The sequence below is a fragment of the Bacillus sp. JZ39 genome, assembly GCF_053903145.1.
The window spans coordinates 1,212,654-1,234,532 of the sequence record NZ_CP096389.1; the positions used below are offsets into that span (position 1 = coordinate 1,212,654).

Sequence of the window (21,879 nt, forward strand, 5' to 3'; positions counted from 1 at the left end):
CAAATAAGGATTCGTGTTAATATAGAGGTGCAGAACAATTCAATATGTATTCGTTTAACCACTAGGGGTGTCCTTCATAAGGGCTGAGATAAAAGTGTGACTTTTAGACCCTCATAACTTGAACAGGTTCAGACCTGCGTAGGGAAGTGGAGCGGTATTTGTGTTATTTTACTATGCCAATTCCAAACCACTTTTCCTTGCGGGAAAGTGGTTTTTTTATTTTCAGAGGGGGAATGATTTGTGAAGTTTTCAGAAGAATGCCGCAGTGCAGCCGCAGAATGGTGGGAGGGGAGCTTTGTCCATCCGTTCGTTCAAGGAATCGGTGACGGAACGCTTCCGATTGACCGTTTTAAATACTACGTACTTCAGGATTCCTATTATTTAACGCATTTTGCAAAGGTGCAGTCATTTGGCGCCGCTTATGCGAAGGACCTTTATACAACGGGGCGGATGGCAAGCCATGCCCAAGGTACATATGAGGCGGAAATGGCGCTTCATCGGGAGTTTGCCGAGCTGTTGGAAATCAGCGAGGAAGAGCGTAAGGCGTTTAAGCCGTCTCCTACTGCGTACTCTTATACATCCCATATGTACCGTTCGGTTTTGAGCGGGAATTTCGCTGAAATCTTAGCGGCCCTGCTGCCATGCTATTGGCTCTATTACGAGGTTGGTGAGAAATTGCTGCATTGTGATCCGGGGCATCCAATTTATCAGAAGTGGATTGGCACATATGGCGGTGATTGGTTTAGACAACAGGTCGAGGAGCAAATCAACCGCTTTAATGAGCTGGCGGAAAACAGCACGGAGGAAGTGCGTGCCAAGATGAAAGAGAATTTTGTCATCTCCAGCTACTATGAATATCAATTTTGGGGAATGGCCTATCGAAAAGAAGGCTGGTCTGACAGCGCCATAAAAGAGGTGGAGGAATGTGGAGCTTCACGCCATAACGGATGACAGCAAGCCGGTAGAAGAGCTAGCGAGAATCATCATTACGATTCAGAATGAAGTTGATTTTATTCATATTCGGGAACGCTCAAAATCGGCGGCGGATATTTTGAAACTGCTCGAGCTTATTTTTGAAGGCGGTATAGATAAACGAAAACTGGTGATGAACGGGCGCGTGGATATTGCGCTTTTCTCTACTATTCACCGCGTGCAGCTGCCAAGCGGCAGCTTTTCACCAAAGCAGGTCAGAGCCAGATTTCCACACCTTCATATCGGGAGGTCGGTGCATTCACTGGAGGAAGCGGTTCAAGCAGAAAAGGAAGACGCGGACTACGTGCTGTTCGGCCATGTGTTTGAAACGGATTGCAAAAAGGGTCTTGAAGGCAGAGGAGTATCTTTGCTGTCAGATATCAAACAGCGGATTTCCATCCCGGTTATAGCCATCGGGGGGTTGACGCCGGACAGGTTAAGAGACGTAAAACAAGCAGGGGCAGACGGCATTGCTGTTATGTCAGGAATTTTCTCTTCCGCTGAGCCCTTGGAAGCAGCCAGACGATATTCCCGCAAGCTAAAGGAGATGCGCTATGAAAAGGCATTATGAAGCAGTGGTGATTGGAGGCGGAATTATCGGTTCCGCGATTGCTTATCATTTGGCAAAGGAAAACAAAAGCACCGCATTGTTTGAAAGCGGAACAATGGGCGGCAGAACGACAAGTGCCGCTGCCGGAATGCTGGGCGCCCATGCCGAATGCGAGGAACGTGACGCGTTTTTTGATTTCGCCATGCACAGTCAGCGTCTGTACAAAGGTCTTGGAGAAGAGCTTTATGCATTATCTGGTGTGGATATCAGGCAGCATAACGGCGGTATGTTTAAGCTTGCATTTTCTGAAGAAGATGTGCTGCAGCTGAGACAGATGGACGATTTGGACTCTGTCAGCTGGTATTCAAAAGAAGAGGTGTTAGAAAAAGAGCCGTATGCGTCTGGTGACATCTTTGGTGCATCTTTTATTCAGGAGGATGTGCATGTGGAGCCTTATTTTGTTTGCAAGGCATATGTGAAAGCAGCAAAAATGCTTGGGGCGGAGATTTTTGAGCATACGCCTGTCCTGCATGTCGAACGTGACGGTGAAGCCCTGTCCATCAAGACCCCTAGCGGAGACGTATGGGCTAATCATGTTGTCGTTGCCAGCGGAGTGTGGAGCGGGATGTTTTTTAAACAGCTCGGACTGAACAATGCTTTTCTCCCTGTAAAAGGGGAGTGCCTGTCCGTTTGGAATGATGATATCCCGCTGACAAAAACGCTTTACCATGATCACTGCTATATCGTACCGAGAAAAAGCGGCAAACTGGTTGTCGGCGCGACAATGAAGCCGGGAGACTGGAGTGAAACACCGGATCTTGGCGGATTGGAATCGGTTATGAAAAAAGCAAAAACGATGCTGCCAGCTATACAGAATATGAAGGTGGATCGTTTTTGGGCGGGACTCCGGCCGGGAACAAAGGATGGAAAACCGTACATCGGCAGACATCCTGAGGACAGCCGTATTTTATTTGCGGCGGGCCATTTCAGAAATGGGATCCTGCTTGCTCCCGCAACGGGCGCTTTGATCAGTGACCTCATCATGAATAAAGAGGTCAACCAAGACTGGCTGCACGCATTCCGAATTGATCGCAAGGAGGCGATTCAGATATGATCCTACAGCTGAACGGTAAAGACGTGAAGTGGGAAAAAGACACAGGTACAATTCAAGACCTGTTGGCGTCTTATCAGCTTGAAAATAAAATTGTTATCGTGGAAAGAAATAAAGAAATAATCGGGAAAGAACGCTATCACGAGGTTGAGCTTTGTGATCGTGATGTCATTGAAATTGTCCATTTTGTAGGAGGCGGATGAGCATGTTAACAATTGGCGGAAAATCATTTCAATCAAGATTGCTGCTGGGCACGGGGAAATACCCATCGTTTGACATTCAAAAGGAAGCAGTAGCTGTTTCCGAGTCTGATATTTTAACATTTGCTGTGCGGAGAATGAACATCTTTGAAGCATCTCAGCCGAATTTTCTGGAACAGCTTGATTTATCCAAATATACGCTTTTGCCGAATACAGCGGGCGCCAGCACTGCTGAAGAAGCGGTTCGGATTGCAAGGCTGGCGAAAGCGTCAGGCCTTTGTGACATGATTAAAGTTGAAGTCATCGGATGCAGCCGTTCCTTGCTGCCTGACCCTGTTGAGACATTAAAAGCGTCTGAACAGCTTCTTGAAGAAGGCTTTATTGTGCTCCCGTACACGTCGGATGACGTTGTGCTGGCGAGAAAGCTGGAAGAGCTCGGCGTTCATGCCATCATGCCGGGTGCATCTCCGATTGGATCAGGACAAGGAATCTTAAATCCTTTGAATCTGTCGTTTATTATTGAACAGGCGAAAGTGCCGGTCATCGTGGATGCTGGAATCGGCTCGCCTAAAGATGCGGCATACGCAATGGAGCTTGGAGCGGATGGCGTACTGCTCAATACGGCTGTATCGGGAGCTGACGATCCTGTGAAAATGGCTCGTGCCATGAAGCTCGCGGTGGAAGCAGGACGCCTTTCTTATGAGGCGGGCCGAATCCCGCTTAAGCAATACGGAACGGCAAGCAGTCCGGGAGAAGGTCTTCCTGTATGACGGGCAGGTATTCAAGGCAGGAGCTGTTTGCTCCGATCGGCCCATCCGGCCAGAAAAAATTGAAAGAAGCGCGCGCCGTGATTATCGGCGCCGGCGCGCTCGGAACAGCCAGTGCAGAAATGCTGGTGAGAGCGGGAGTCGGCTCTGTGAAAATTGCCGACAGAGATTATGTTGAATGGAGCAACCTCCAGCGCCAGCAGCTTTATACAGAAGATGATGTCAAAAAAGAAATGCCGAAAGCAGCCGCTGCGGAGCGCCGTCTCCGTTCGATTAACAGCGATGTTGATGTGACCGGCCTTGTCATGGATGTGACAGCAGAAAATATCTTCGAGCTGATTAGGGATGCATCAATTATAGTGGATGCGGCTGATAATTTTGAAACCCGCCTGATCGTAAATGATGCTGCGGTAAAGGAAGGGATTCCTTTTCTTTACGGTGCCTGTGTAGGGAGCTACGGCCTCACCTTTACCGTGGTGCCGGGTTCTACTCCTTGCCTGCATTGCTTGCTCGATGCACTTCCGATTGGCGGAGCAACATGTGACACAGCTGGCATCATCAGTCCGGCTGTTTTGCAGGTAGCAGTCTTTCAGGTAACAGATGCACTGAAGCTGCTGACGGGAGAGGAGTGCGAGCCGGTGCTGCGCTCCTTTGATTTGTGGAAAAACGAGCGGTCAGAAGTGAGAGCGGCCAGTCTCAAACATGACGCATGCCCAAGCTGCGGCACAAAGGATTTTCCGTTTTTGTCTTATGAAAATCAAACAAAAGCGGCTGTATTGTGCGGCAGGAACACGGTGCAGATCAGATCATCTATTACGAAAGAAGCGGATCTTGAAGCGCTTGCCGCTCAGCTGAGGCAGGCCGGGCTTGAAGTAGCTGCGAACCCGTATTTAATTTCCTGCCGCTCGGATGATATGAAAATGGTGTTGTTCCGGGACGGCAGAGCTTTGATCCATGGAACAAATGATATTGCCCGGGCAAAATCCATTTATCATAAATGGATTGGGTAATAAAAGGAGTGTAGTGTAATGAGTATATATAAAGCATTGACAATCGCCGGATCAGATTCAGGCGGCGGCGCAGGGATACAGGCTGATATTAAAAGCTTTCAAGAGCTTGATGTATTCGGAATGTCTGCAATTACAGCGGTAACCGCTCAAAATACGCTTGGCGTTCATGGGGTGCATCCGCTGACTGTAGAGGCGTTGAGACAGCAAATTGACGCTGTTGCTGAGGATTTGAGACCGGATGCAGTCAAAACGGGAATGCTCTGGAATGCCGACATGATTGAAGAAGTGGCAAGAAAAATTGACGAGTACGGATTCAATCGTGTAATTGTTGATCCGGTTATGATCGCAAAGGGCGGGGCATCCTTGCTGCGTGATGAGTCAGTTGCCACCTTAAAGGAGTTGCTCATTCCAAGAAGCTACGCGATTACGCCGAATGTCCCGGAAGCAGAAACGCTGACAGGAATGACAATCAGCTCGCTGGATGACCGGAAAAAAGCAGCGGAGCAGCTCGTCAAGATGGGTGCGCAGCATGTCATTATCAAAGGCGGGCACCAGCCTGAGGACAATCACATTACTGACCTTCTTTTTGATGGCAGCATGTTTATGCAAATCACCCATCCTTATATCAATACGAAGCATACGCATGGCACAGGCTGCACCTTTGCTGCGGCTTTAACGGCCCAAACGGCTAAAGGAGACAGCATCCATCAGGCATTTGAGGTTGCGGCCAACTTTGTCCGTGAAGCGGTGGAAAATACGCTCGGCATCGGATCGGGACACGGGCCGACAAACCATTTCGCTTTTAAACGAAACAGCTTAAATACAAGCCGATGAGATCACCAGCTGATGGTGATCTCTTTTGCGTTTGCTACGTATGCGCTTTTCATCTGGACAAGGTTATGATATGATAGGAATTAAGATCAGGTACTAATACTATGTCTTTATTAAATATAGGAGGCTTTATACATATGAATTTTTCACTTGAAGGCCGCAACATTGTTGTGATGGGGGTAGCCAACAAACGCAGCATCGCCTGGGGCATTGCGCGTTCTTTACATGAAGCGGGTGCACGTTTGATTTTCACATACGCTGGTGAACGCCTGGAGAAATCCGTTCACGAGCTTGCCGGAACGTTAGACCGCAACGATTCCATCATCCTTCCTTGCGATGTAACAAACGACGCAGAAATCGAAACTTGCTTCGCAAGCATTAAGGAGCAGGTCGGTGTAATCCACGGTATCGCGCATTGTATCGCGTTTGCCAACAAAGAAGAGCTTGTCGGCGAATACTTAAACACAAATCGTGATGGCTTCCTTTTGGCTCATAACATCAGCTCATATTCTCTGACTGCTGTTGTTAAAGCGGCACGTCCGATGATGACTGAAGGCGGAAGCATTGTCACTTTGACGTACCTTGGCGGAGAGCTTGTGATGCCAAACTACAACGTTATGGGTGTAGCAAAAGCTTCTCTTGATGCAAGTGTGAAATATTTAGCTGCTGACTTAGGAAAAGAAAATATCCGCGTCAACAGCATTTCTGCCGGCCCGATCAGAACATTATCTGCTAAAGGCATCAGCGATTTCAACTCTATCTTAAAAGACATCGAAGAGCGTGCACCGCTTCGCCGCACGACAACACCTGAAGAAGTGGGCGATACAGCTGCGTTCTTGTTCAGTGATATGTCCCGCGGGATTACAGGTGAAAATCTTCACGTTGATTCAGGTTTCCATATCACTGCCCGCTAAGCAGGATCTATATCAAGCAATCCCGAATAGGGATTGCTTTTTTATTTCTTCTGATTTTCAGCTTTCTGTCATATAGATAGAATATGACACAATCGGAGGGATGAAGATGTCTAATAAGAAAAGAAACGCGGATAAAAAACCGCTCATGTATATTGTTCAGCCGGATTATGCAGAAACTACAAGGTCATCCATGCAGGAGATTGTCATCAAAAGAAAGGCCGACAAACCCGCTCCGCCAAAAGCTGAGGAAAAGCCGGCTTACCATGAGAAGCAGCAGGAGGAAGCCGTGGCACAGGATGTCCTGCAAGAAGACCAAAAGCCTGCAGCCGAACCAGTGAGTCAGCAAACACAAGAGGCGAGAGAGCCAGAGAACATAAAAAGCCAAGAGGAACAGAAAGCAGAGCCGCAGGCCGTAGAAGAAACCGTTGAACACGAGCCCCCGAAAGCAGAAAAAAAGGAAGAGCCTGCACTTGAGACCCGGAAGCCTGAGAAAGAACCGGAAGCTGTCCATAGTGCTGATAAAGCGGAGGAAAAAGCACCGCCGGCACGAAAAGTGAAAAAACCGATGAGCAAGATGACGATCCACGAAAAAATTGATTTTTTAACAAAGCTGCCTCATAACATGCCGAGAGCGCTTTGTTTGATTGAAGCCAATGGAAGAACGTACAGGGGCGTGATTGTCGGAAGAAGAAATGATTCTGTCCTCCTTCGAACAACCGGAAACGGAGCCCCAACCGAGCTGGCAATCGATGATATTACCTCTTTGCACCCGCTCGGTTTTTAACGAAAAAGAAAAAAGCTGCCCGGCTGATGTTGCCGGACAGCTTTTTTTATATAGAGAAAAGCCTGCAGGCCTGCAAGCTTTTCCAGCTTATGATTAATGATGATGTGTACGATTGATTAATCGAGGATTTAAGCAGTTGATTGCGCAGAAGCAGTCTAAGTCAACTTCAATACAGTAGTTCGTTTTTTCGAGTCGGAACACTTCACACACCGTATCTTTATCGGTGAAGTCCAAAATGTGTTTGTGTTCGTCAAATGCGATTAATAATGACAGTGTTGCGCAGCTTCCATGCACTCTTTCGACCCTGAAAAATACTGTATTAAAGCAAGGGCCGTTATCGAGTTCGCCAACATTTCCGAAGGCGACTAATGGCGTTGATTTTGATGTAAATATTGCAAAAGGCACTGTGTCGCCTAACGAATGGCTTACAGATAAAAGCTTAGAGTGGCAGCCGGTCGGGCAGTCTTCTTCAACAGCGTTTTGCAGATCTTCAATATTTTCTACAGCTTCACGCACGCAGCTTGATGTTTTCTGGCTCATATTATCCCTCCTGCCTTATAAATTTGAGACTGGCGAAATGATGGAGAGTCAGCTGCCTCACGCTGGAAGCAGCTGAATGATTTGCACCTGTAATAGAGTTTGGAAGGGGATTCCTCTTTACAAGTGTTTATCCATTGTGATGATGCTTTTTATCTTTGTGAGGCGATGTTCTGTCAACTAGCTCTGGTGACAGGCACTGAATCGCGCAGAAGCATCCGAGATCCACTTCAATGCAGAAATCTGTTTTTTCTAGCCCGAAGAAATCCGGGTCGCAAGGGTGGCAAACACTTAAGGTATCGCCTTTGACATCGACCGGGCGTAAAATAGAAAGTGTTGCACAGCAATCGCATAATTTTTCGACGCGGAAGAAAATGGATTCAAAGCATTGCATATCATCCACAAATCCCCCTACGTTTCCGAATGTGGAGAACAATCCGCCTTTTTTATCAAAAACGAGAAACGGAATTGTGTCTTTTCCAGCAATCGTAGGGTTTAAAAGGTTGGTATAGCAGCCAGTCGGACACTGTTCTTCAACTGCCTCCTGCTCTGCTAAAATCTTTTCCACTGCATCGCATACACAGTTCTCATGCCGGCCATGGGTTTTTCCGCAGCTCATTGATTTCAGCTCCTTCTTTATAGGGTATTTGACTTTAGTCCTTAACAACATATGTACCCGTGCCCCACTTGGTGTGGGTGAACGTCTATATATTCATCATATGCTTGGAAAATAAGAAAAAGCAGAGCGTTTTTAGCTCTGCTTTTAGGTCCTAGAGGACAAGAGTGATAACTAGGATGGCTACGAGTGTATTTGTTGCTGTAGAAATAAGGGTTGCGATATCGGCATCTACTGTTGTGACGTTTACGCCGCGGGAACATTCGATGAGAAGTTTTTGGCGGTTTACTTGTTTGTTAGCTGTAAGCTGTAACAAATCTTGTGCGACTAATTCGGCAATTACCCCGTCTGCAATTGATGTCAGAGTTGCCGTTACGACAGCGGCATTAAGTGCTGTTACAACTGATGTTACGGCTTGAACGTCTGTAGATGTAACATTGATGTCACAAGAATCTCTAATAATAATCGTTTCATCTGAAACTTGTTTGTTGAGATTTGCTTGAGCTAGATCTTGGTCGATGAAGGCGTTGTCGTTGCCAAAAAAACCATTGCCATTACAGCAAACGTCGCAATGACATTTTCTTTCGTGTTTTTCTTTATCTTTCTCTTTGTCATCTAACGGATGGTCACAGTCAGGATCAAGTGCAACCCAAGAATATGGTCTGCTTTCCATATCTATTCCTCCTTTTCTTTTACTGTTATTAAATGAGCGAGCCTCTTATTTTGACTGAGTCATATATCCTGATGAAGAACCCTATTTTTTTATGATTGGCTAATTGTTATCGTTTTTCCGTCTTTGTCTGATCTGTTCAATGAGCTGCTCTCTGCGGCTTAACGGTTTTGTGTTCTTTTGCTCTTGCGCGGCTGCTTCTTCTTTTTTCTTCTTTTGGTTTTCTATTAGCGCTTGTGATTTAGCTTGTAAGTCTTTTACAAGATTTAAGAGCATTTCTTTTTCTTCGTCTGATACTTTTTTCATTTTGTCTTTTGTGACCCCATGTTTAGAAAATATATTTTGGACCAGCATTTTCGTCATTGGATCAACTTCTGGAAGCTTTGCAAGCTCTTCTTTGAATTTATCGTTATCTGACATTTGTTTTCACCTCGTCTTTTAAGTTTGTGAAAAGAAAGGGTTAAAGGACGTCAAGTTCACTAAGAATGCTGTTTAACACCTGAAGCAAGATTTGTACAAAGGTTATTATCTCGTCGGCAGACAAAGTAATTTTGATGTTGCGGCTGTTGATAATTTTAATGATGGTTCTTTTTTTGATTTGGGAGCTATCGAGAATAAGAATTTCACTTGCCACTGCGTCAGCCAAATCCTCGTCGGCGATGACGAGCTGAGTCGCCACGATAATCATGGTTGTCACAAAGGCTTGTATAGAAAGGGCAGCTGTTATATGTGACGTGTCAATTGTGATATTTTCGCAATCAATCACTTCGATCTGCTGTTCGAATTCGCTTGATAATTGCTCAAATATTGCAGGGTGCAGGGATTCGACTTTTTCTTCAAATGACATAACCTTCACTCCTTTCTTATCCATACTCTATATAATGCAAATGGGGTGCAGAGCGGAATAATAAAAATAACCAATTTTCTGCCGGACAAGATACAATTCATGAAGAATAGGGTTTTGGCATATATGTGAAGGGATCATGATTGGCAAAGGAGTGAACGAGTGGTTATAAATGGGCTGACAATTGTTCTTCTATCGCTTGCGGTCTTTCGGCTCGCCCGCCTGCTGGTGTTTGACACGATTATGGCGCCGCTTCGCAGTCTGTTTCATGAAGAGAAGGAAGAAAAGGATGCGGACGGAAACATTGAAACCTATATCGTGATTAAGGGAACCGGTGTCAGGGCGTTTATTGGTGAATTGCTGAGCTGCTATTGGTGCACAGGCGTGTGGTGCGCCGGCTTTTTGATTTTATGCCAGGCGTTGATCCCGCAAGCGGCGCAGTGGCTGATTTTACTTTTGGCGATCGCCGGCCTTGCCGGCATCATAGAAACGCTCGTATCAAAATGGCTGCAAGAATAAGGCGTTACTACCAGCAACTTTCTGTCAGAATACGCATAAAGTAGCATATATGACATAAGGAAAGGAAGGGGACAAAAATGAATCAGCATCATAAACCTTCCCAAAAATCTCCATATACAGATTCATCGTATCAATCAAAAAAGATAAAAAAGAAAGGCTGCGGGTGCGGAAATAAAAAGAAAAAGCCTCAATAGCCTGGCAAAGAAACCGGAGAACTCCGGTTTTTTGTTTTTTTAACGGGGCGGCCTTGCTCAGCATATATCATAAGCGGGGGGATAAAAGTGAATGAGTTTGAAAAATGGATAGAAGGAAGATATGAACCTCACGAACAAAAGCAAAAAAAGCATGAAGACACGATGGGCAGTATCAGAAAAGACTTGGATGCATTTGATAAAGCCGGTCTGGAATTTGAAGATGAGATTGAAGAGCTGGCTGAAAAAACAGAGGCCTTACTTAAAAAACATCAAGCTCAATATGATCAATCGTAAATCCGCAAACGCCCTATGCGAATATCCAAGCCGATCCAAGCAGCTCACATAGTGTATAGAGAGTAAAGGAGGTGCTTATCTATGGGCTTTGGATACGGATTCGGCGGCGGCTACGGCGGCGGCTGTTATGGCGGTTATGCTGGCGGTTACGGCGGCGGCTATGGTTCAACATTTGTTTTGTTGGTCGTATTATTCATTCTCCTCATCATCGTAGGTGCATCTTTCTTTTAAGATGTATTGAGGAAGTACGGGTTATAACCCGTGCTTCCTTGCCTTGTGTTTATTTTTAAAAATGTTGGAAAAGCACAATGTATTATGTGCATTCATACAATACCGTATTACTCCGCCAAAAGGAGGCGCATTATGGATAATCAATTTTTTAAGAACATCGAAAAGAAAACAGGTGTGAAGATGCAGGATGTAATGAATCTTGCCGGATCACTCCAAAACGCTAATTTTAAAGATGAAAATACAGTGCGCAGTGTGATTAACCGCGTAGCGCAGATGGCAAACAGACGCGTGCCAAAAGAATTAGAAGATAAAATTGTGGAATCTATTACAAGCGGAAAAGAAAAGCTTGATTTTGGCACGATTTCTAAAATGATGGATAATAAATAAGTGGATGGCCTGGCTGACTCACTGCAGCGGGCCTTTTTTTACAGTAAAAACCCGGCAGAAATCTGCCGGGCTGTTAATGATGCAAGGGCTGTCTTGCTTTCTGTAGCAGGGGATACAAAAATCTTGAGCGGTTGGCTGTTTTGCCGCGCCTGTTAGCGGGGCAAGACAAATATAAATGCTGTTTCGCCCGGGTCATGGCTACATATAAAAGGCGTCTTTCCTCCTCAAGAGCGGCCTCGTCTCCTTTTCTTGCCGTTTCTAATGAGAAATCGTGCGGAATCGAGCCGTCTACAGTGCCTAACACGTAGACTGTTTTGAATTCAAGGCCTTTTGACCGGTGAATGGTCATCAGCTGAACGCCATGTTTATCCGTTCTGTTTTTCTCAGCGGCCCTCATATGGTCTACGTGGGCAAGAAAGTCAGGAATCATTTTGAACTTCTTGGCGACAACCTTGATGTCGCGCAGGTCATCGGAACCTTTTTCCAGCTTGTTGCCCTCATTGCCCCGCTTTTTTAAATACTCGGAGAAGCCCATTTTTCCTTCTGCAAAGGTGATGGCTTCTACGGGCTTCATCGTGCGGAGGCTTGCAAAAAACGGTACGATTTTCTTGATTTTGTCCAGCTGGAATGGCTTCAGATCAGGCAATTTGGCCAGCGCTTTGATCATGGTACAGTCCTCTGTGATCGAGAGCGCCTTCAGCGTATTCAAAGCGGACTGTTTTAAAAACAAGGCGGGAAGCAAGTGTTTAATCGCCTCGGTGTCATCCTCATTTTGGCTGGCGTACAAGTAGGCGAGAATCTGGCGGACGATCCGTCTGCTATAAAACGATTGGACGCCGCGGTCAGCTGTATACGGAATTGACGATTGATGAAGCCTTTCATATATAGCACGGCCTCCGCTGTTTGTGCGGTAAAGAACCGCAAAGTCTTCTGGACTGGCTCCATTTTGAATTTTTTCTTTGATATCGGAAACGACCATTGTGGCTTCTTCCTCTTCATCATAAGGATAAAACAGCACAGGGACCTGAATGTCATCGCGGGCCGCTTCAAGCGTTTTGGCATATCTGTTTTTGTTCTTTTTCACAACGATATCAGCACTAGAGACGATCGGGTGCGTAGACCTGTAGTTCGCAGTTAAATAGATCGTCTTCGCTCCCGGATAATCCTTTTGAAAATCAAGAATGAAAGACGGATTGCTTCCGCGAAACGCGTAGATGGACTGGTCATCGTCTCCGACACAGCACAGGTTTTGCTCCGGGCTGGCGAGCATTTGCATGATTTTGTATTGAACCGGATTAATGTCCTGAAACTCATCAATTAAGATATACGTAAACCGAGATTGATATTGTTCCAGAAGGTCAGGCCGCTCGATAAACAATTCATAGCAGGCTGAAGCCATGTCATCAAAATCAAATTGGCTGTGTTCTTTTTTCTGGCGTTCATAATGTTCATATAAACGATAAACTTGTTTTTCCCACTCATCTTTTAGAGGGATGCGTTCATTTGGGACATAAGTGTTTTTCCAAAAACCGATCTGCTGCAGGGCTTGGTCAACTGGGAATTCTTTCTCATCGATGCCTTCTTCATAGAGTGCTTTTTTGATATATTGTTCCCGCTGCCACTCCATTTTCAGCAGATGCTCACCGTTCCATTTAGCAGAATTAGAGTGATACAAGATCTTATAAAACAGACTGTGGAATGTTCCTGTCACAATTCTTCTGACTTTTGCCGGCTGTAATCCGTACTGGTTCGCCATACGCTCTTTCATTTCAGCGACAGCTTTTGTTGTAAAGGTGACAAGCAGCATATTTTCAGGCGGTATGCCTAAGTGTTCGATCATGTGGGCGGCACGGGCTGTCAGCACCCGTGTTTTTCCGCTCCCCGCACCTGCAAGCACGAGGAGCGGGCCCTCTGTTTCCGTGACAGCTTTCAGCTGATCCGTGTTTAAACCGACAGACGGAAAAAGGCTCGTATCGGGTTCTATTGTTTTTGGCACAAATGGTGTTCCTGGTTTAATGCTTCTAGGACGGTGCCATTCTGTAACAGCTGGGGACGGGTCAGCGGCGATCGCTTTTCCCTTGGGTAAACGAATCACACCAGATTCCTGATCATCTTCTTTTTTCCCCTCTTTAGAGGGCTTCGGTTCGCACGCCTCCTCACATGCCGGAAAATCGCCTGGCTGGCGATGGATAAACTCTGGCGGATCGGCGATGTTAAGCCGTAACAAAACGGGCTTTCCGCAATGAGAACAAAATAAATGTCCTTTTATTCCCTCTTCAAAGAGGAATTGATAATGTTCTCTCGAATATGTATGTAAATGTATGATTCTATCATTCAGTCGGGCGCATTTCAAAAAGGGGTCCTCCCAATCAAAAGGTGTTCATTACAGACAATGACTATCATATCAAAAGAAATGTGTTTCAAAAAGTAAGTTTAAGGGAAAAGAGACAGCAGAGGGGTGGGTATTGTATGATATATGCAGGTCAAATTCAGAACCAGCAATACGCTCAATATGCTAATAGAACGATTGGACATAAGCAGGATTATGCCGGAACCGAAAAAATCAGCTATGTCCCGTTTCAGCGGGTATACAAAGAACTGGAAAAGCAGCAGGAGAATCAAACGGCAGCTGAAAGAAAAGTAAACGAGATGAAACGTAAGCGCTCTCTTTATAAGAGATTGCGAGAAAAAGGAATGGGCACATATATTAATCGATATGTATAAAAAACCGTTCATACCAGAGAACGGTTTTTTTATATGCAGTAAAAATCCGGATCTCAAAAGATCCGGATGCGTTCAGTCCTTCATCATTTGTAAGTGCGGAATGCCGGCATCGAGGAATTCTTTTTCAGAAAGCACGCGATACCCGTGTTTCTTGTAAAACGGCACAGCCTGTGTTTGCGCGTTTAAAATGAAACCGGAAGCGCCTCCGTCTGCCGCGGCTTTTTCGAGCGCTTTCATAATGATGCCGCCGACACCGGCTGAGCGGTGGCTTTTCAGTACGCAAATCCGCTCTAACTTGCCGTAGCCGTCCTTCATGCGCCATCTTCCGGCACCGACAGGCTTTTCACCGTCATACACGACGATATGCTCTGACTCATTTTCAAGTTCGTCAATTTCTTCTTCAGCAGGCACGTTTTGTTCTTTGACAAAGACTTCTTCTCTTACATAGAATGCATCTTTCAGTTGTTCTTCATTTTTTGCGATAACTGCTTTCATTATTCTCCTCTGCCTAGCAAGAAGGTTTCATATACTGTCCACGATCCGTTTTCCAACTGGTAAAGCAAGTGGAAACGGTCAACGATTTCTTCATGCGACACTTCCTGCATTTTTAATTGTCCCAGCACATCTGAATGCTCATCGTCGGAAAGATTTTGGCCGACCGTCACATGCGGAACGAAATTATATTCCTGTTCTCCTGCCAACACACCGGTGTATAGCTTTTCATTGAGTGTTTTTAACTCTTCCGTCGGTTCTGCTTTGATGTAAATGACATTATTGACAGGCGCAAATGAGCTGTATTTTGTCATTTTGAGAACGAGTGGGTGGGACTCTTTTGCGATGTTTCTTAAATGTGATACGAGCTGATCCGCTTTCTCCTCCGCGCATTCAAAGGATGCTCTCAGCGTCAAATGAGGCGGGATTAGAGAGTAGCTTGGGTCATAGCGCTTTCTGTAAGAGTTTGCAAGGTCTTGGAGCTTTTTTGATGGAAATAAAACGATTCCGTATTTCATATTATGTCCCTCCTGGAAATAAAGTATGATAGAGTGTTAAAGCATTTTTTTCAGCGCCGGGGTGATGAGCGGCTGCCAGTATGTCCATTTGTGGTCTCCGTCAAATGGCTCGAAATCATAATCGGAAAGCTTTTTCTCCAGCAGCTGTTTCAGCTCCCGGTTCGGTTCTGTAAAGTCCAGAATGTTCCCGTCTGTCGTGTGGACGTCAGTTTCTTTTGTTCCGATTTGGTGATAAATAGAGAGGTGTTTGATATCGTCTGACTGTTTTACGGCTTCTAGTACGTGTTTGTCAACATAGGGAGACTGCATGATGATGTTGCCAAACATATTCGGATAATCAAGCGCTGTCATAAGTGACACGGTTGCTCCGAGCGAATCACCGATCAGCGTTCGGCCGTAACCGATCTGATAGGTTGGATACTCATCATCTGCAAAAGGAACGAGCTCATGGGCGATGAACCGTTTATAAGCCGAAAATTTTGAACCCTCCGGATGATAGGTGTTTCTGCGCTCTTTTACATCCTTATAAGGAACACCGATAATAATGCTCCGGTCTATTTCGCGTTTCGACAGCAATTCCTCAACCTGTCTGCCGATTCTCCCCAGCCTGAAATAATCGTGGCCGTCCTGCGCGATAATGACATGGTATTTATAAAGCGGGGAGTAGTTGGACGGCAGATAAACAAGCAAGGTCATTTCCTCGTTAAGCTCTTTTGAAAAGAATTTCTTTTCTTGCACTGTGCCGTTTTTCGGTGCCATAAAAACATTCCTCCAGGACATCACTATACTTTCTTGCATTTTCAATTATTGTACCATGAATTATTAGAAATTTCTCTCTTTAAACGGTTCGGCACACGAAGAAAAAAGTGTTGAAATAAACTGTGAATTGCGCTAATATAAAACAATCAGAAAATTGAAATCGATATTTCTTATCGTGAGAGGTGGAGGGACTGGCCCTTAGAAACCTCAGCAACCGGCTTGTTTTGCATGTGCAAAGCGCCAAGGTGCTAAATCCAGCAAGCGTTTTTTATGCTTGGAAGATAAGAAGAAGCGTTAAACCCCTTCTTCTTATGAAGAAGGGGTTTTTATTTTGAAAAGGGAAGGTGTCAGCTATATGTCACAGCACGTTGAAACGAAATTAGCTCAAATTGGGAACCGTAGCGATGAAGTCACGGGAACAGTGAGTGCTCCTATCTATTTATCAACAGCATACCGCCACAGAGGGATCGGAGAATCTACCGGATTTGATTATGTCCGCACAAAAAATCCGACACGCCAGCTTGTTGAGGACGCGATCGCTAACTTAGAAAACGGCGCGAGAGGGCTTGCCTTTAGTTCGGGAATGGCTGCTATCCAAACGATTATGGCGCTGTTTAAAAGCGGAGATGAACTGATCGTTTCATCGGACCTATATGGCGGCACGTACCGTTTATTTGAAAATGAATGGAAAAAATACGGCTTGACTTTTCATTATGATGATTTCAGCGATGAGGACTGTTTACGCTCTAAGATTACGCCGAATACAAAAGCGGTGTTTGTGGAAACGCCGACAAACCCCCTCATGCAGGAGGCGGACATTGAACATATTGCCCGGATTACAAAGGAGCACGGTCTTCTGCTGATCGTAGATAATACATTTTATACACCGGTCTTGCAGCGGCCGCTTGAGCTGGGAGCTGACATTGTCATTCACAGCGCAACCAAGTATTTAGGCGGGCATAACGATCTGCTTGCTGGACTTGTCGTGGTGAAGGATGAGCAGCTCGGAGAGGAAATGTTTCAGCATCAAAATGCAATCGGCGCCGTCCTGCCGCCATTTGATTCGTGGCTTCTGATGAGAGGAATGAAGACGCTGAGCCTCAGAATGCGCCAGCATCAGGCAAACGCGCAGGAGCTTGCGGCGTTTTTAGAAGAGCAGGAAGAAATTTCGGATGTGCTGTATCCCGGAAAAGGCGGCATGCTGTCCTTCCGTCTGCAAAAAGAAGAATGGGTCAATCCGTTTTTAAAAGCGCTGAAGACCATTTGTTTTGCAGAAAGCCTCGGCGGGGTGGAAAGCTTTATTACATACCCTGCGACCCAGACGCACATGGATATTCCTGAAGAGATCCGCATCGCAAACGGGGTGTGCAATCGGTTGCTGCGCTTTTCTGTCGGTATTGAACATGCGGAAGATTTAAAAGAGGATCTAAAACAGGCATTATGTCAGGTCAAAGAGGGAGCTGTTTCTTTTGAGTAAACACAATTGGACGCTGGAAACCCAGCTCGTGCACAATCCATTTAAAACAGACGGCGGAACCGGGGCGGTCAGTGTACCGATTCAGCACGCCTCGACTTTTCACCAATCTTCATTTGAAGAGTTCGGGGCATATGATTACAGCCGCTCTGGCACGCCGACAAGAACAGCTCTCGAAGAAACAATTGCCGCACTGGAAGGCGGAACAAGAGGATTTGCTTTCAGTTCAGGCATGGCTGCCATCTCAACAGCATTTTTACTGCTGTCACAGGGTGATCACGTTCTTGTGACAGAAGATGTATACGGCGGAACCTTCCGTATGGTGACAGAGGTGCTGACCCGGTTTGGCATTGAGCATACGTTTGTCGACATGACGGATCGTAATGAAGTGGCGCGGAGCATCAAGCCGAATACAAAGGTCATTTATATGGAGACGCCATCAAATCCGACACTTGGGATTACGGATATTAAAGCGATTGTTCAGCTTGCAAAAGAAAACGGCTGTCTGACCTTTCTGGACAATACATTCATGACACCGGCACTGCAGCGTCCGCTTGACCTCGGCGTGGATATTGTACTTCACAGCGCGACAAAATTCTTAAGCGGACACAGCGATGTGCTCTCAGGTTTGGCTGCTGTCAAAGATGAAGAGCTTGGGAAGCAGCTGTATAAGCTGCAAAACGCGTTCGGCGCCGTCCTTGGCGTGCAAGATTGCTGGCTCGTGCTGCGCGGCTTAAAAACGTTGCAGGTCCGTTTAGAAAAAGCGAGCCAAACAGCCCAGCGGCTTGCGGAATTTTTCCAGAAGCACCCGGCGGTCAAGCGCGTGTATTATCCGGGACTGGCTGATCATCCCGGCGCTGAAACCCATAAAAGCCAGTCAACGGGAGCGGGCGCCGTGCTATCTTTTGAGCTTGAAAGCAAAGAGGCCGTTAAGAAGTTAGTCGAGAATGTGTCACTGCCGGTCTTCGCTGTCAGCCTTGGCGCCGTGGAATCGATTTTGTCCTATCCGGCAACGATGTCTCACGCGGCAATGCCTAAGGAAGAGCGTGAAAAACGCGGTATCACTGATGGCCTGCTCCGTCTGAGTGTGGGCGTCGAACATGCAGATGATTTAGAACACGATTTCGAACAAGCGCTGAAAGAAATTGCTCCAGTTGCGGTTCGTTAAAAAAGAAGCCGGGGATGGCCGGCTTCTTTTATTATTGTTCGTCATCAGGATTCAGAATCGCGAGGACTTGATGATCCTCCCAAACGCCATTAATTTTTACATTTTTTCGGGCGATGCCTTCTTTATGAAATCCCGCTTTTTCTAAAACACGCATGGACCCGAGATTACGGGGCATCACACCGGCTTCAATCCGATGCAGTTTCAATTCGTGGAACGCATAATCAACAACCAATCTGACTGCCTCTGTCATAATGCCCTTTCCATTATGAGCTTTGTCTAAAAAATACCCAATGAACGCAGTTTGCAGCGCCCCACGGATGATTTGAAAGAGCGAAACCGTCCCGATTAATCTATCGTCTGACGCTGTAAAGATGCCAAAATGATATTCTTCATCTTTCTCAAGTCTTTCCTGATACTCGGTTATTCGTTTTCTTTGCCCCTCAACCGTATAGTAATCGTCTGCGCGTATCATAGAAAACTGTTCGAAAAAATCTCGATTTTCACTTTGCAGCCGCAGATTTTCTTCGGCATCCGTTACTTCTAAAGGTCTAACATAAATGGTTTTTCCTTTTAACATACAGTGATCTCTCCGTTCTCGTGTCAGCATTCCTCTTACATTATTCTCAGGGAAATGCAAATATCCTTTTTATAAGAAGGAAGAAAACCAATTTCCCATAAAAGTGCCAACATAGTTGCCGATTAAGTAGCCGAGCGTACCGACAAGCATGATCGGGGCGACAAGCTCCCGCCATCCCTTGGCAATTGCCATCGCAGCCGCAGTCGTCGGTCCCCCGACAGTAGCGTTGACGGCGAGCAGAATTTCTTCAAGCCGCACACGGAACAATTTTCCGGCAGCTAAGGAAACCGCTAAATTGCTGATCGCAATGATAAACACGAATAATAGAATAAGGGGGGCATTCGTGACGATTAAACGGAGATCTGCAGGAATGCCGATCACCACAAAAAACAAATAAATCAAAAAGGTTCCAAGTTCCTGAGATCCATTGAGCCTTTCAAAAAAACGCGGGAAAAGAAAAATGATAAGAACAGTTAAAGACGTAAGCACCAGGTACTGATCGCCAAGCGTACCGGTCAGCAGGGGATGAGAAAAAATGCTTTTAAAATAACCGGAAACCTTCATACTAACCGCAACAAGCGCGAAAGCGGCACCGGCATTAAAAGCGATATCCTTTAAGGAAATATCCTTCCGTTTCCAATAGCTTTCAGCACTGTTTCCGCTGTTTCCATCGGCTTTTACCTTCTCTTCAAACGGCATGGCATAATGCCGCTGAAACCATTTGAGTGCAGGAATGCTGATTAAAATAAAAAACAAAAGCGCCATCATAAAATTATCAGCCACAACGGTAGCCGATACATATTCACCAGGCGTCTCAAATTTTGCCGCCATCGCCGCAAAGTTGACCCCGCCGCCGATATAAGAGGCGCTGATCATCCCACCGATTTTATCGAGATAGGGAATATGCTGTTTAAGTAGAAAAAAAGCAAGAATGCTCCCAAGCACAGTGCCAGCGGAGCTAATCAGAAAAATAAACAGCAAACGCCTGCTTTCCTTAAAAATTTGCCGAACATTGATCTGAAACAATAAAAGTGGTATCGCCAGTGGTACCACATAAGACCACACAGTGTCATACACAGGCGACTCAACAGGAAGCACTCCTACATTTGTAAACACCATAGCGCCTGCAAGGGCGATAATAGCGCCCGACACAGCGGACGCCCACTTAAAGCGCTGCTCCAGCCCGATACTCACTGCCGCCCACACCGCAATAAACCCCCATAATACCCATACATCATCGGAAGAAATCAAAGAATGCAAAACCCCATCACCTCTATTGTTAGAAAATTAAGACATATTATAATAGCCGATGAACAGAACAGCAAGTCCGAAAAAAGTTTTTCTGAAAAAGCAGTTGACGAATAGAGGAGGAGGTTATATAATAGAACTTGTCAGAAAGACAACAACATACCCAGTAACACATACATATCATGATTCCGTAGCTCAGCTGGGAGAGCGCTACCTTGACAGGGTAGAGGTCGCTGGTTCGAGCCCAGTCGGAATCATAGCTTAAACCCTTGCGTAGCAAGGGTTTTTTATTTTGCCTATTTATTGATTTTGTCATCATTCATCGAGTTGGGGACGGAAGTTTTTTTAAGCTGATTTTGAAGTGAATTCAAAATCAGCTCTGTTTCTATGCTAGGTTAAAGTTTCAATATTCTTTTCGATTTTTTGAATAACTTGTTCGAGCCATATGATTGGAGATACGCCGTAACTAAGAACGTCCACTCCGTCAGCAGCTTCATCGATAAAATCATTCTTTTCTTCATCCGAATAATCGCTGTTAATAAAATCTTTCAATGCAACTATATCAGTTTCTTGCTCTTCTTTTGGAATCTCTTCTAGTATTCGTCCAGTGCTGATTCTGGAGAATCAATATCCTGATGAAAATAACCGCCAAGGAATCCAAATACAGAATCAGAAACTTCGATTTCTATCATTACTTATCACCACCAAGAAACTGGTAACTTTAAATCTGAGAGATGGTACGTATCTTATTCTATATAACTTTCTGCTATATCAATATCATTTGTCATTTCTAAATCAGGGTACTTTTCATCTAATTTTCTTAAACAATTAATAAGTTCTTTACTTTGCAAACTTTCAGCTAAATCTTCAAATACTTCACTGATCCAATATAAATCTTCTTTATTACAATTTTCTAGATAGCTAATTGAATTTTCCTCATTTTCTGAGAGTACTTCAATTATTTCATCCCAACTCTTTTGAATTTCATAGTCATCATTAAGATTAAGTTCTTTTCTTTTAATTAATATAGCTTCCATTTTTTTCTCTAAGTTCATATTGGTCCTCTTAACTAAGAAGGGCTATTATTTTCAGCTTGCTTTTCCTATTGTTACATCTCCATCATGGAAAAATTCAATAACATAACCAGATTCGCTGAACATGAAAGTATCTGAACCTACAGCAGTTACATCATCAATTACGTTTAAAGCGTTGTCTAAGCTGGTTTTTACAGCTGGATAATCACCATAAGCCCAGAGGAGAATAACATTTTTGTCATCTATTTTATTCTCAATTAACCATTCGTCGATATCTTCAGCATAATCAATAGATCTGTGAGTAGTTACTTCATCCCATTTAATTCTTCCCCATGATGTGAAGGGGAAGCTTTCGCCAAGTTGTTCATGATATTTGCGTGTCTCAGAAATAGTGAGGACTTCTTTGTTATCTCCAAGAGCTTCTAGACATTCTTCGTATAAAGTCATATTAACA

The 21,879-nt window shown here is 45.1% G+C and carries 29 protein-coding genes, 1 tRNA gene, 1 pseudogene and 2 riboswitches; of the genes and pseudogenes, 17 read left to right on the top strand and 14 right to left on the bottom strand.

The annotated features are described in order from the left end of the window. Positions 1-53: 53 nt before the first annotated feature. Positions 54-162, top strand: a riboswitch (TPP riboswitch). A gap of 78 nt (positions 163-240) precedes the next feature. The 9 genes from tenA (at position 241) to cotO (ending at position 7,139) form a co-directional block, all read left to right on the top strand. Next, positions 241-951 carry a thiaminase II gene (gene tenA, locus M1D65_RS06285; protein WP_049140728.1) on the top strand — a complete coding sequence of 237 codons (711 nt, stop codon included), beginning with the start codon at positions 241-243 and terminating at the stop codon, positions 949-951. Continuing rightward, positions 926-1,543, top strand: coding sequence for a thiazole tautomerase TenI (tenI, locus tag M1D65_RS06290; RefSeq protein WP_049140729.1), 618 nt, complete (start codon positions 926-928; stop codon positions 1,541-1,543). The genes tenA and tenI overlap by 26 nt, the downstream gene beginning before the upstream one ends. Then, on the top strand, positions 1,527-2,636 hold the full coding sequence (thiO, locus tag M1D65_RS06295; RefSeq protein ID WP_120027978.1) for a glycine oxidase ThiO: 1,110 nt from the start codon (positions 1,527-1,529) through the stop codon (positions 2,634-2,636). Before tenI ends, thiO begins: the two co-directional genes overlap by 17 nt. Continuing rightward, the gene (thiS, locus tag M1D65_RS06300; protein ID WP_072173897.1) at positions 2,636-2,836 is read left to right on the top strand and encodes a sulfur carrier protein ThiS; all 201 of its coding nucleotides are present in this window, start codon (positions 2,636-2,638) and stop codon (positions 2,834-2,836) included. The genes thiO and thiS overlap by 1 nt, the downstream gene beginning before the upstream one ends. After that, positions 2,833-3,603, top strand: coding sequence for a thiazole synthase (gene thiG / locus M1D65_RS06305; RefSeq protein WP_010886483.1), 771 nt, complete (start codon positions 2,833-2,835; stop codon positions 3,601-3,603). The genes thiS and thiG overlap by 4 nt, the downstream gene beginning before the upstream one ends. Continuing rightward, on the top strand, positions 3,600-4,610 hold the full coding sequence (thiF, locus tag M1D65_RS06310) for a thiazole biosynthesis adenylyltransferase ThiF (RefSeq protein ID WP_032725415.1): 1,011 nt from the start codon (positions 3,600-3,602) through the stop codon (positions 4,608-4,610). The genes thiG and thiF overlap by 4 nt, the downstream gene beginning before the upstream one ends. 18 nt (positions 4,611-4,628) lie before the next feature. Continuing rightward, a complete protein-coding gene (gene thiD, locus M1D65_RS06315) occupies positions 4,629-5,444 on the top strand; it encodes a bifunctional hydroxymethylpyrimidine kinase/phosphomethylpyrimidine kinase (protein WP_032725416.1) in 816 nt (271 codons plus the stop codon). Between the two features lie 134 nt (positions 5,445-5,578). After that, entirely contained in the window at positions 5,579-6,355 is a 777-nt protein-coding gene (fabI, locus tag M1D65_RS06320; protein WP_003232896.1) for an enoyl-ACP reductase FabI, read from the top strand. 100 nt (positions 6,356-6,455) lie between these two features. After that, positions 6,456-7,139: a spore coat protein CotO gene (gene cotO / locus M1D65_RS06325; protein WP_080262653.1), complete on the top strand. Its 684-nt coding sequence runs from the start codon at positions 6,456-6,458 to the stop codon at positions 7,137-7,139. Between the two features lie 93 nt (positions 7,140-7,232). On the opposite strand, the gene cotZ is transcribed toward cotO, so the two are convergent. The 5 genes from cotZ to cotV all read right to left on the bottom strand — a co-directional run bounded on the left by cotZ (position 7,233) and on the right by cotV (position 9,809). Next, complete coding sequence (gene cotZ / locus M1D65_RS06330; RefSeq protein ID WP_003244982.1) at positions 7,233-7,679, bottom strand: spore coat protein CotZ; 447 nt, start codon at positions 7,677-7,679, stop codon at positions 7,233-7,235. Positions 7,680-7,806: 127 nt separating this feature from the next. Continuing rightward, positions 7,807-8,295, bottom strand: coding sequence for a spore coat protein CotY (gene cotY, locus M1D65_RS06335; protein WP_003239243.1), 489 nt, complete (start codon positions 8,293-8,295; stop codon positions 7,807-7,809). 151 nt (positions 8,296-8,446) lie between these two features. Next, on the bottom strand, positions 8,447-8,965 hold the full coding sequence (gene cotX / locus M1D65_RS06340) for a spore coat protein CotX (RefSeq protein ID WP_003244668.1): 519 nt from the start codon (positions 8,963-8,965) through the stop codon (positions 8,447-8,449). A gap of 99 nt (positions 8,966-9,064) precedes the next feature. After that, positions 9,065-9,382, bottom strand: coding sequence for a spore coat protein CotW (gene cotW, locus M1D65_RS06345; protein ID WP_003245818.1), 318 nt, complete (start codon positions 9,380-9,382; stop codon positions 9,065-9,067). A gap of 40 nt (positions 9,383-9,422) precedes the next feature. Continuing rightward, entirely contained in the window at positions 9,423-9,809 is a 387-nt protein-coding gene (gene cotV / locus M1D65_RS06350; protein WP_003244871.1) for a spore coat protein CotV, read from the bottom strand. A 159-nt stretch (positions 9,810-9,968) separates the two neighbouring features. On the opposite strand from cotV, the gene yjcA reads away from it, so the two are divergent. From yjcA to spoVIF, 4 genes are all read left to right on the top strand, one after another. Continuing rightward, entirely contained in the window at positions 9,969-10,325 is a 357-nt protein-coding gene (gene yjcA / locus M1D65_RS06355; protein WP_014476457.1) for a sporulation protein YjcA, read from the top strand. Between the two features lie 281 nt (positions 10,326-10,606). Continuing rightward, the gene (locus tag M1D65_RS06360; protein ID WP_014479470.1) at positions 10,607-10,813 is read left to right on the top strand and encodes a hypothetical protein; all 207 of its coding nucleotides are present in this window, start codon (positions 10,607-10,609) and stop codon (positions 10,811-10,813) included. Positions 10,814-10,894: 81 nt separating this feature from the next. After that, the gene (gene yjcZ, locus M1D65_RS06365; RefSeq protein WP_003232872.1) at positions 10,895-11,044 is read left to right on the top strand and encodes a sporulation protein YjcZ; all 150 of its coding nucleotides are present in this window, start codon (positions 10,895-10,897) and stop codon (positions 11,042-11,044) included. Positions 11,045-11,176: 132 nt separating this feature from the next. Further along, a complete protein-coding gene (gene spoVIF, locus M1D65_RS06370) occupies positions 11,177-11,431 on the top strand; it encodes a sporulation-specific transcription regulator SopVIF (RefSeq protein ID WP_003232870.1) in 255 nt (84 codons plus the stop codon). A 73-nt stretch (positions 11,432-11,504) separates the two neighbouring features. Here the strand turns inward: spoVIF and M1D65_RS06375 are convergent, their stop codons facing one another. Then, on the bottom strand, positions 11,505-13,784 hold the full coding sequence (locus M1D65_RS06375; RefSeq protein WP_032725418.1) for an ATP-dependent helicase: 2,280 nt from the start codon (positions 13,782-13,784) through the stop codon (positions 11,505-11,507). A gap of 116 nt (positions 13,785-13,900) precedes the next feature. Between M1D65_RS06375 and M1D65_RS06380 the strand changes: the two genes are divergently transcribed. Continuing rightward, the gene (locus M1D65_RS06380; protein ID WP_003232866.1) at positions 13,901-14,155 is read left to right on the top strand and encodes a hypothetical protein; all 255 of its coding nucleotides are present in this window, start codon (positions 13,901-13,903) and stop codon (positions 14,153-14,155) included. A 72-nt stretch (positions 14,156-14,227) separates the two neighbouring features. On the opposite strand, the gene M1D65_RS06385 is transcribed toward M1D65_RS06380, so the two are convergent. The 3 genes from M1D65_RS06385 to M1D65_RS06395 are packed head-to-tail and all read right to left on the bottom strand — an operon-like array spanning position 14,228 to position 15,924. Further along, positions 14,228-14,650 carry a GNAT family N-acetyltransferase gene (locus tag M1D65_RS06385; protein ID WP_003245407.1) on the bottom strand — a complete coding sequence of 141 codons (423 nt, stop codon included), beginning with the start codon at positions 14,648-14,650 and terminating at the stop codon, positions 14,228-14,230. Next, on the bottom strand, positions 14,650-15,165 hold the full coding sequence (locus M1D65_RS06390) for a YjcG family protein (RefSeq protein WP_003232861.1): 516 nt from the start codon (positions 15,163-15,165) through the stop codon (positions 14,650-14,652). Before M1D65_RS06390 ends, M1D65_RS06385 begins: the two co-directional genes overlap by 1 nt. A gap of 36 nt (positions 15,166-15,201) precedes the next feature. Next, a complete protein-coding gene (locus tag M1D65_RS06395) occupies positions 15,202-15,924 on the bottom strand; it encodes an esterase family protein (protein ID WP_003245358.1) in 723 nt (240 codons plus the stop codon). 167 nt (positions 15,925-16,091) lie between these two features. Beyond that, positions 16,092-16,212: riboswitch (SAM riboswitch) on the top strand. 67 nt (positions 16,213-16,279) lie between these two features. On the opposite strand from M1D65_RS06395, the gene metI reads away from it, so the two are divergent. Next, positions 16,280-17,401: a cystathionine gamma-synthase/O-acetylhomoserine thiolyase gene (metI, locus tag M1D65_RS06400; RefSeq protein ID WP_032725759.1), complete on the top strand. Its 1,122-nt coding sequence runs from the start codon at positions 16,280-16,282 to the stop codon at positions 17,399-17,401. Beyond that, on the top strand, positions 17,394-18,566 hold the full coding sequence (gene metC, locus M1D65_RS06405) for a cystathionine beta-lyase (protein WP_014479474.1): 1,173 nt from the start codon (positions 17,394-17,396) through the stop codon (positions 18,564-18,566). Before metI ends, metC begins: the two co-directional genes overlap by 8 nt. Before the next feature lie 31 nt (positions 18,567-18,597). Here metC and M1D65_RS06410 read toward each other — a convergent pair whose 3' ends face one another. Then, the gene (locus tag M1D65_RS06410; protein WP_003232852.1) at positions 18,598-19,143 is read right to left on the bottom strand and encodes a GNAT family N-acetyltransferase; all 546 of its coding nucleotides are present in this window, start codon (positions 19,141-19,143) and stop codon (positions 18,598-18,600) included. 69 nt (positions 19,144-19,212) lie between these two features. Next, positions 19,213-20,403, bottom strand: coding sequence for a DUF819 family protein (locus M1D65_RS06415; RefSeq protein WP_032725419.1), 1,191 nt, complete (start codon positions 20,401-20,403; stop codon positions 19,213-19,215). Between the two features lie 172 nt (positions 20,404-20,575). On the opposite strand from M1D65_RS06415, the gene M1D65_RS06420 reads away from it, so the two are divergent. Next, a tRNA-Val gene (locus tag M1D65_RS06420) sits at positions 20,576-20,648 on the top strand. A gap of 133 nt (positions 20,649-20,781) precedes the next feature. Here the strand turns inward: M1D65_RS06420 and M1D65_RS06425 are convergent. From M1D65_RS06425 to M1D65_RS06435, 3 genes and pseudogenes are all read right to left on the bottom strand, one after another. Continuing rightward, positions 20,782-21,083: pseudogene (locus M1D65_RS06425) on the bottom strand (contact-dependent growth inhibition system immunity protein). A gap of 54 nt (positions 21,084-21,137) precedes the next feature. Beyond that, complete coding sequence (locus tag M1D65_RS06430) at positions 21,138-21,446, bottom strand: hypothetical protein (protein ID WP_003232848.1); 309 nt, start codon at positions 21,444-21,446, stop codon at positions 21,138-21,140. 33 nt (positions 21,447-21,479) lie between these two features. Continuing rightward, the gene (locus tag M1D65_RS06435; RefSeq protein WP_003232847.1) at positions 21,480-21,872 is read right to left on the bottom strand and encodes a CDI toxin immunity protein; all 393 of its coding nucleotides are present in this window, start codon (positions 21,870-21,872) and stop codon (positions 21,480-21,482) included. Positions 21,873-21,879: the final 7 nt, after the last annotated feature.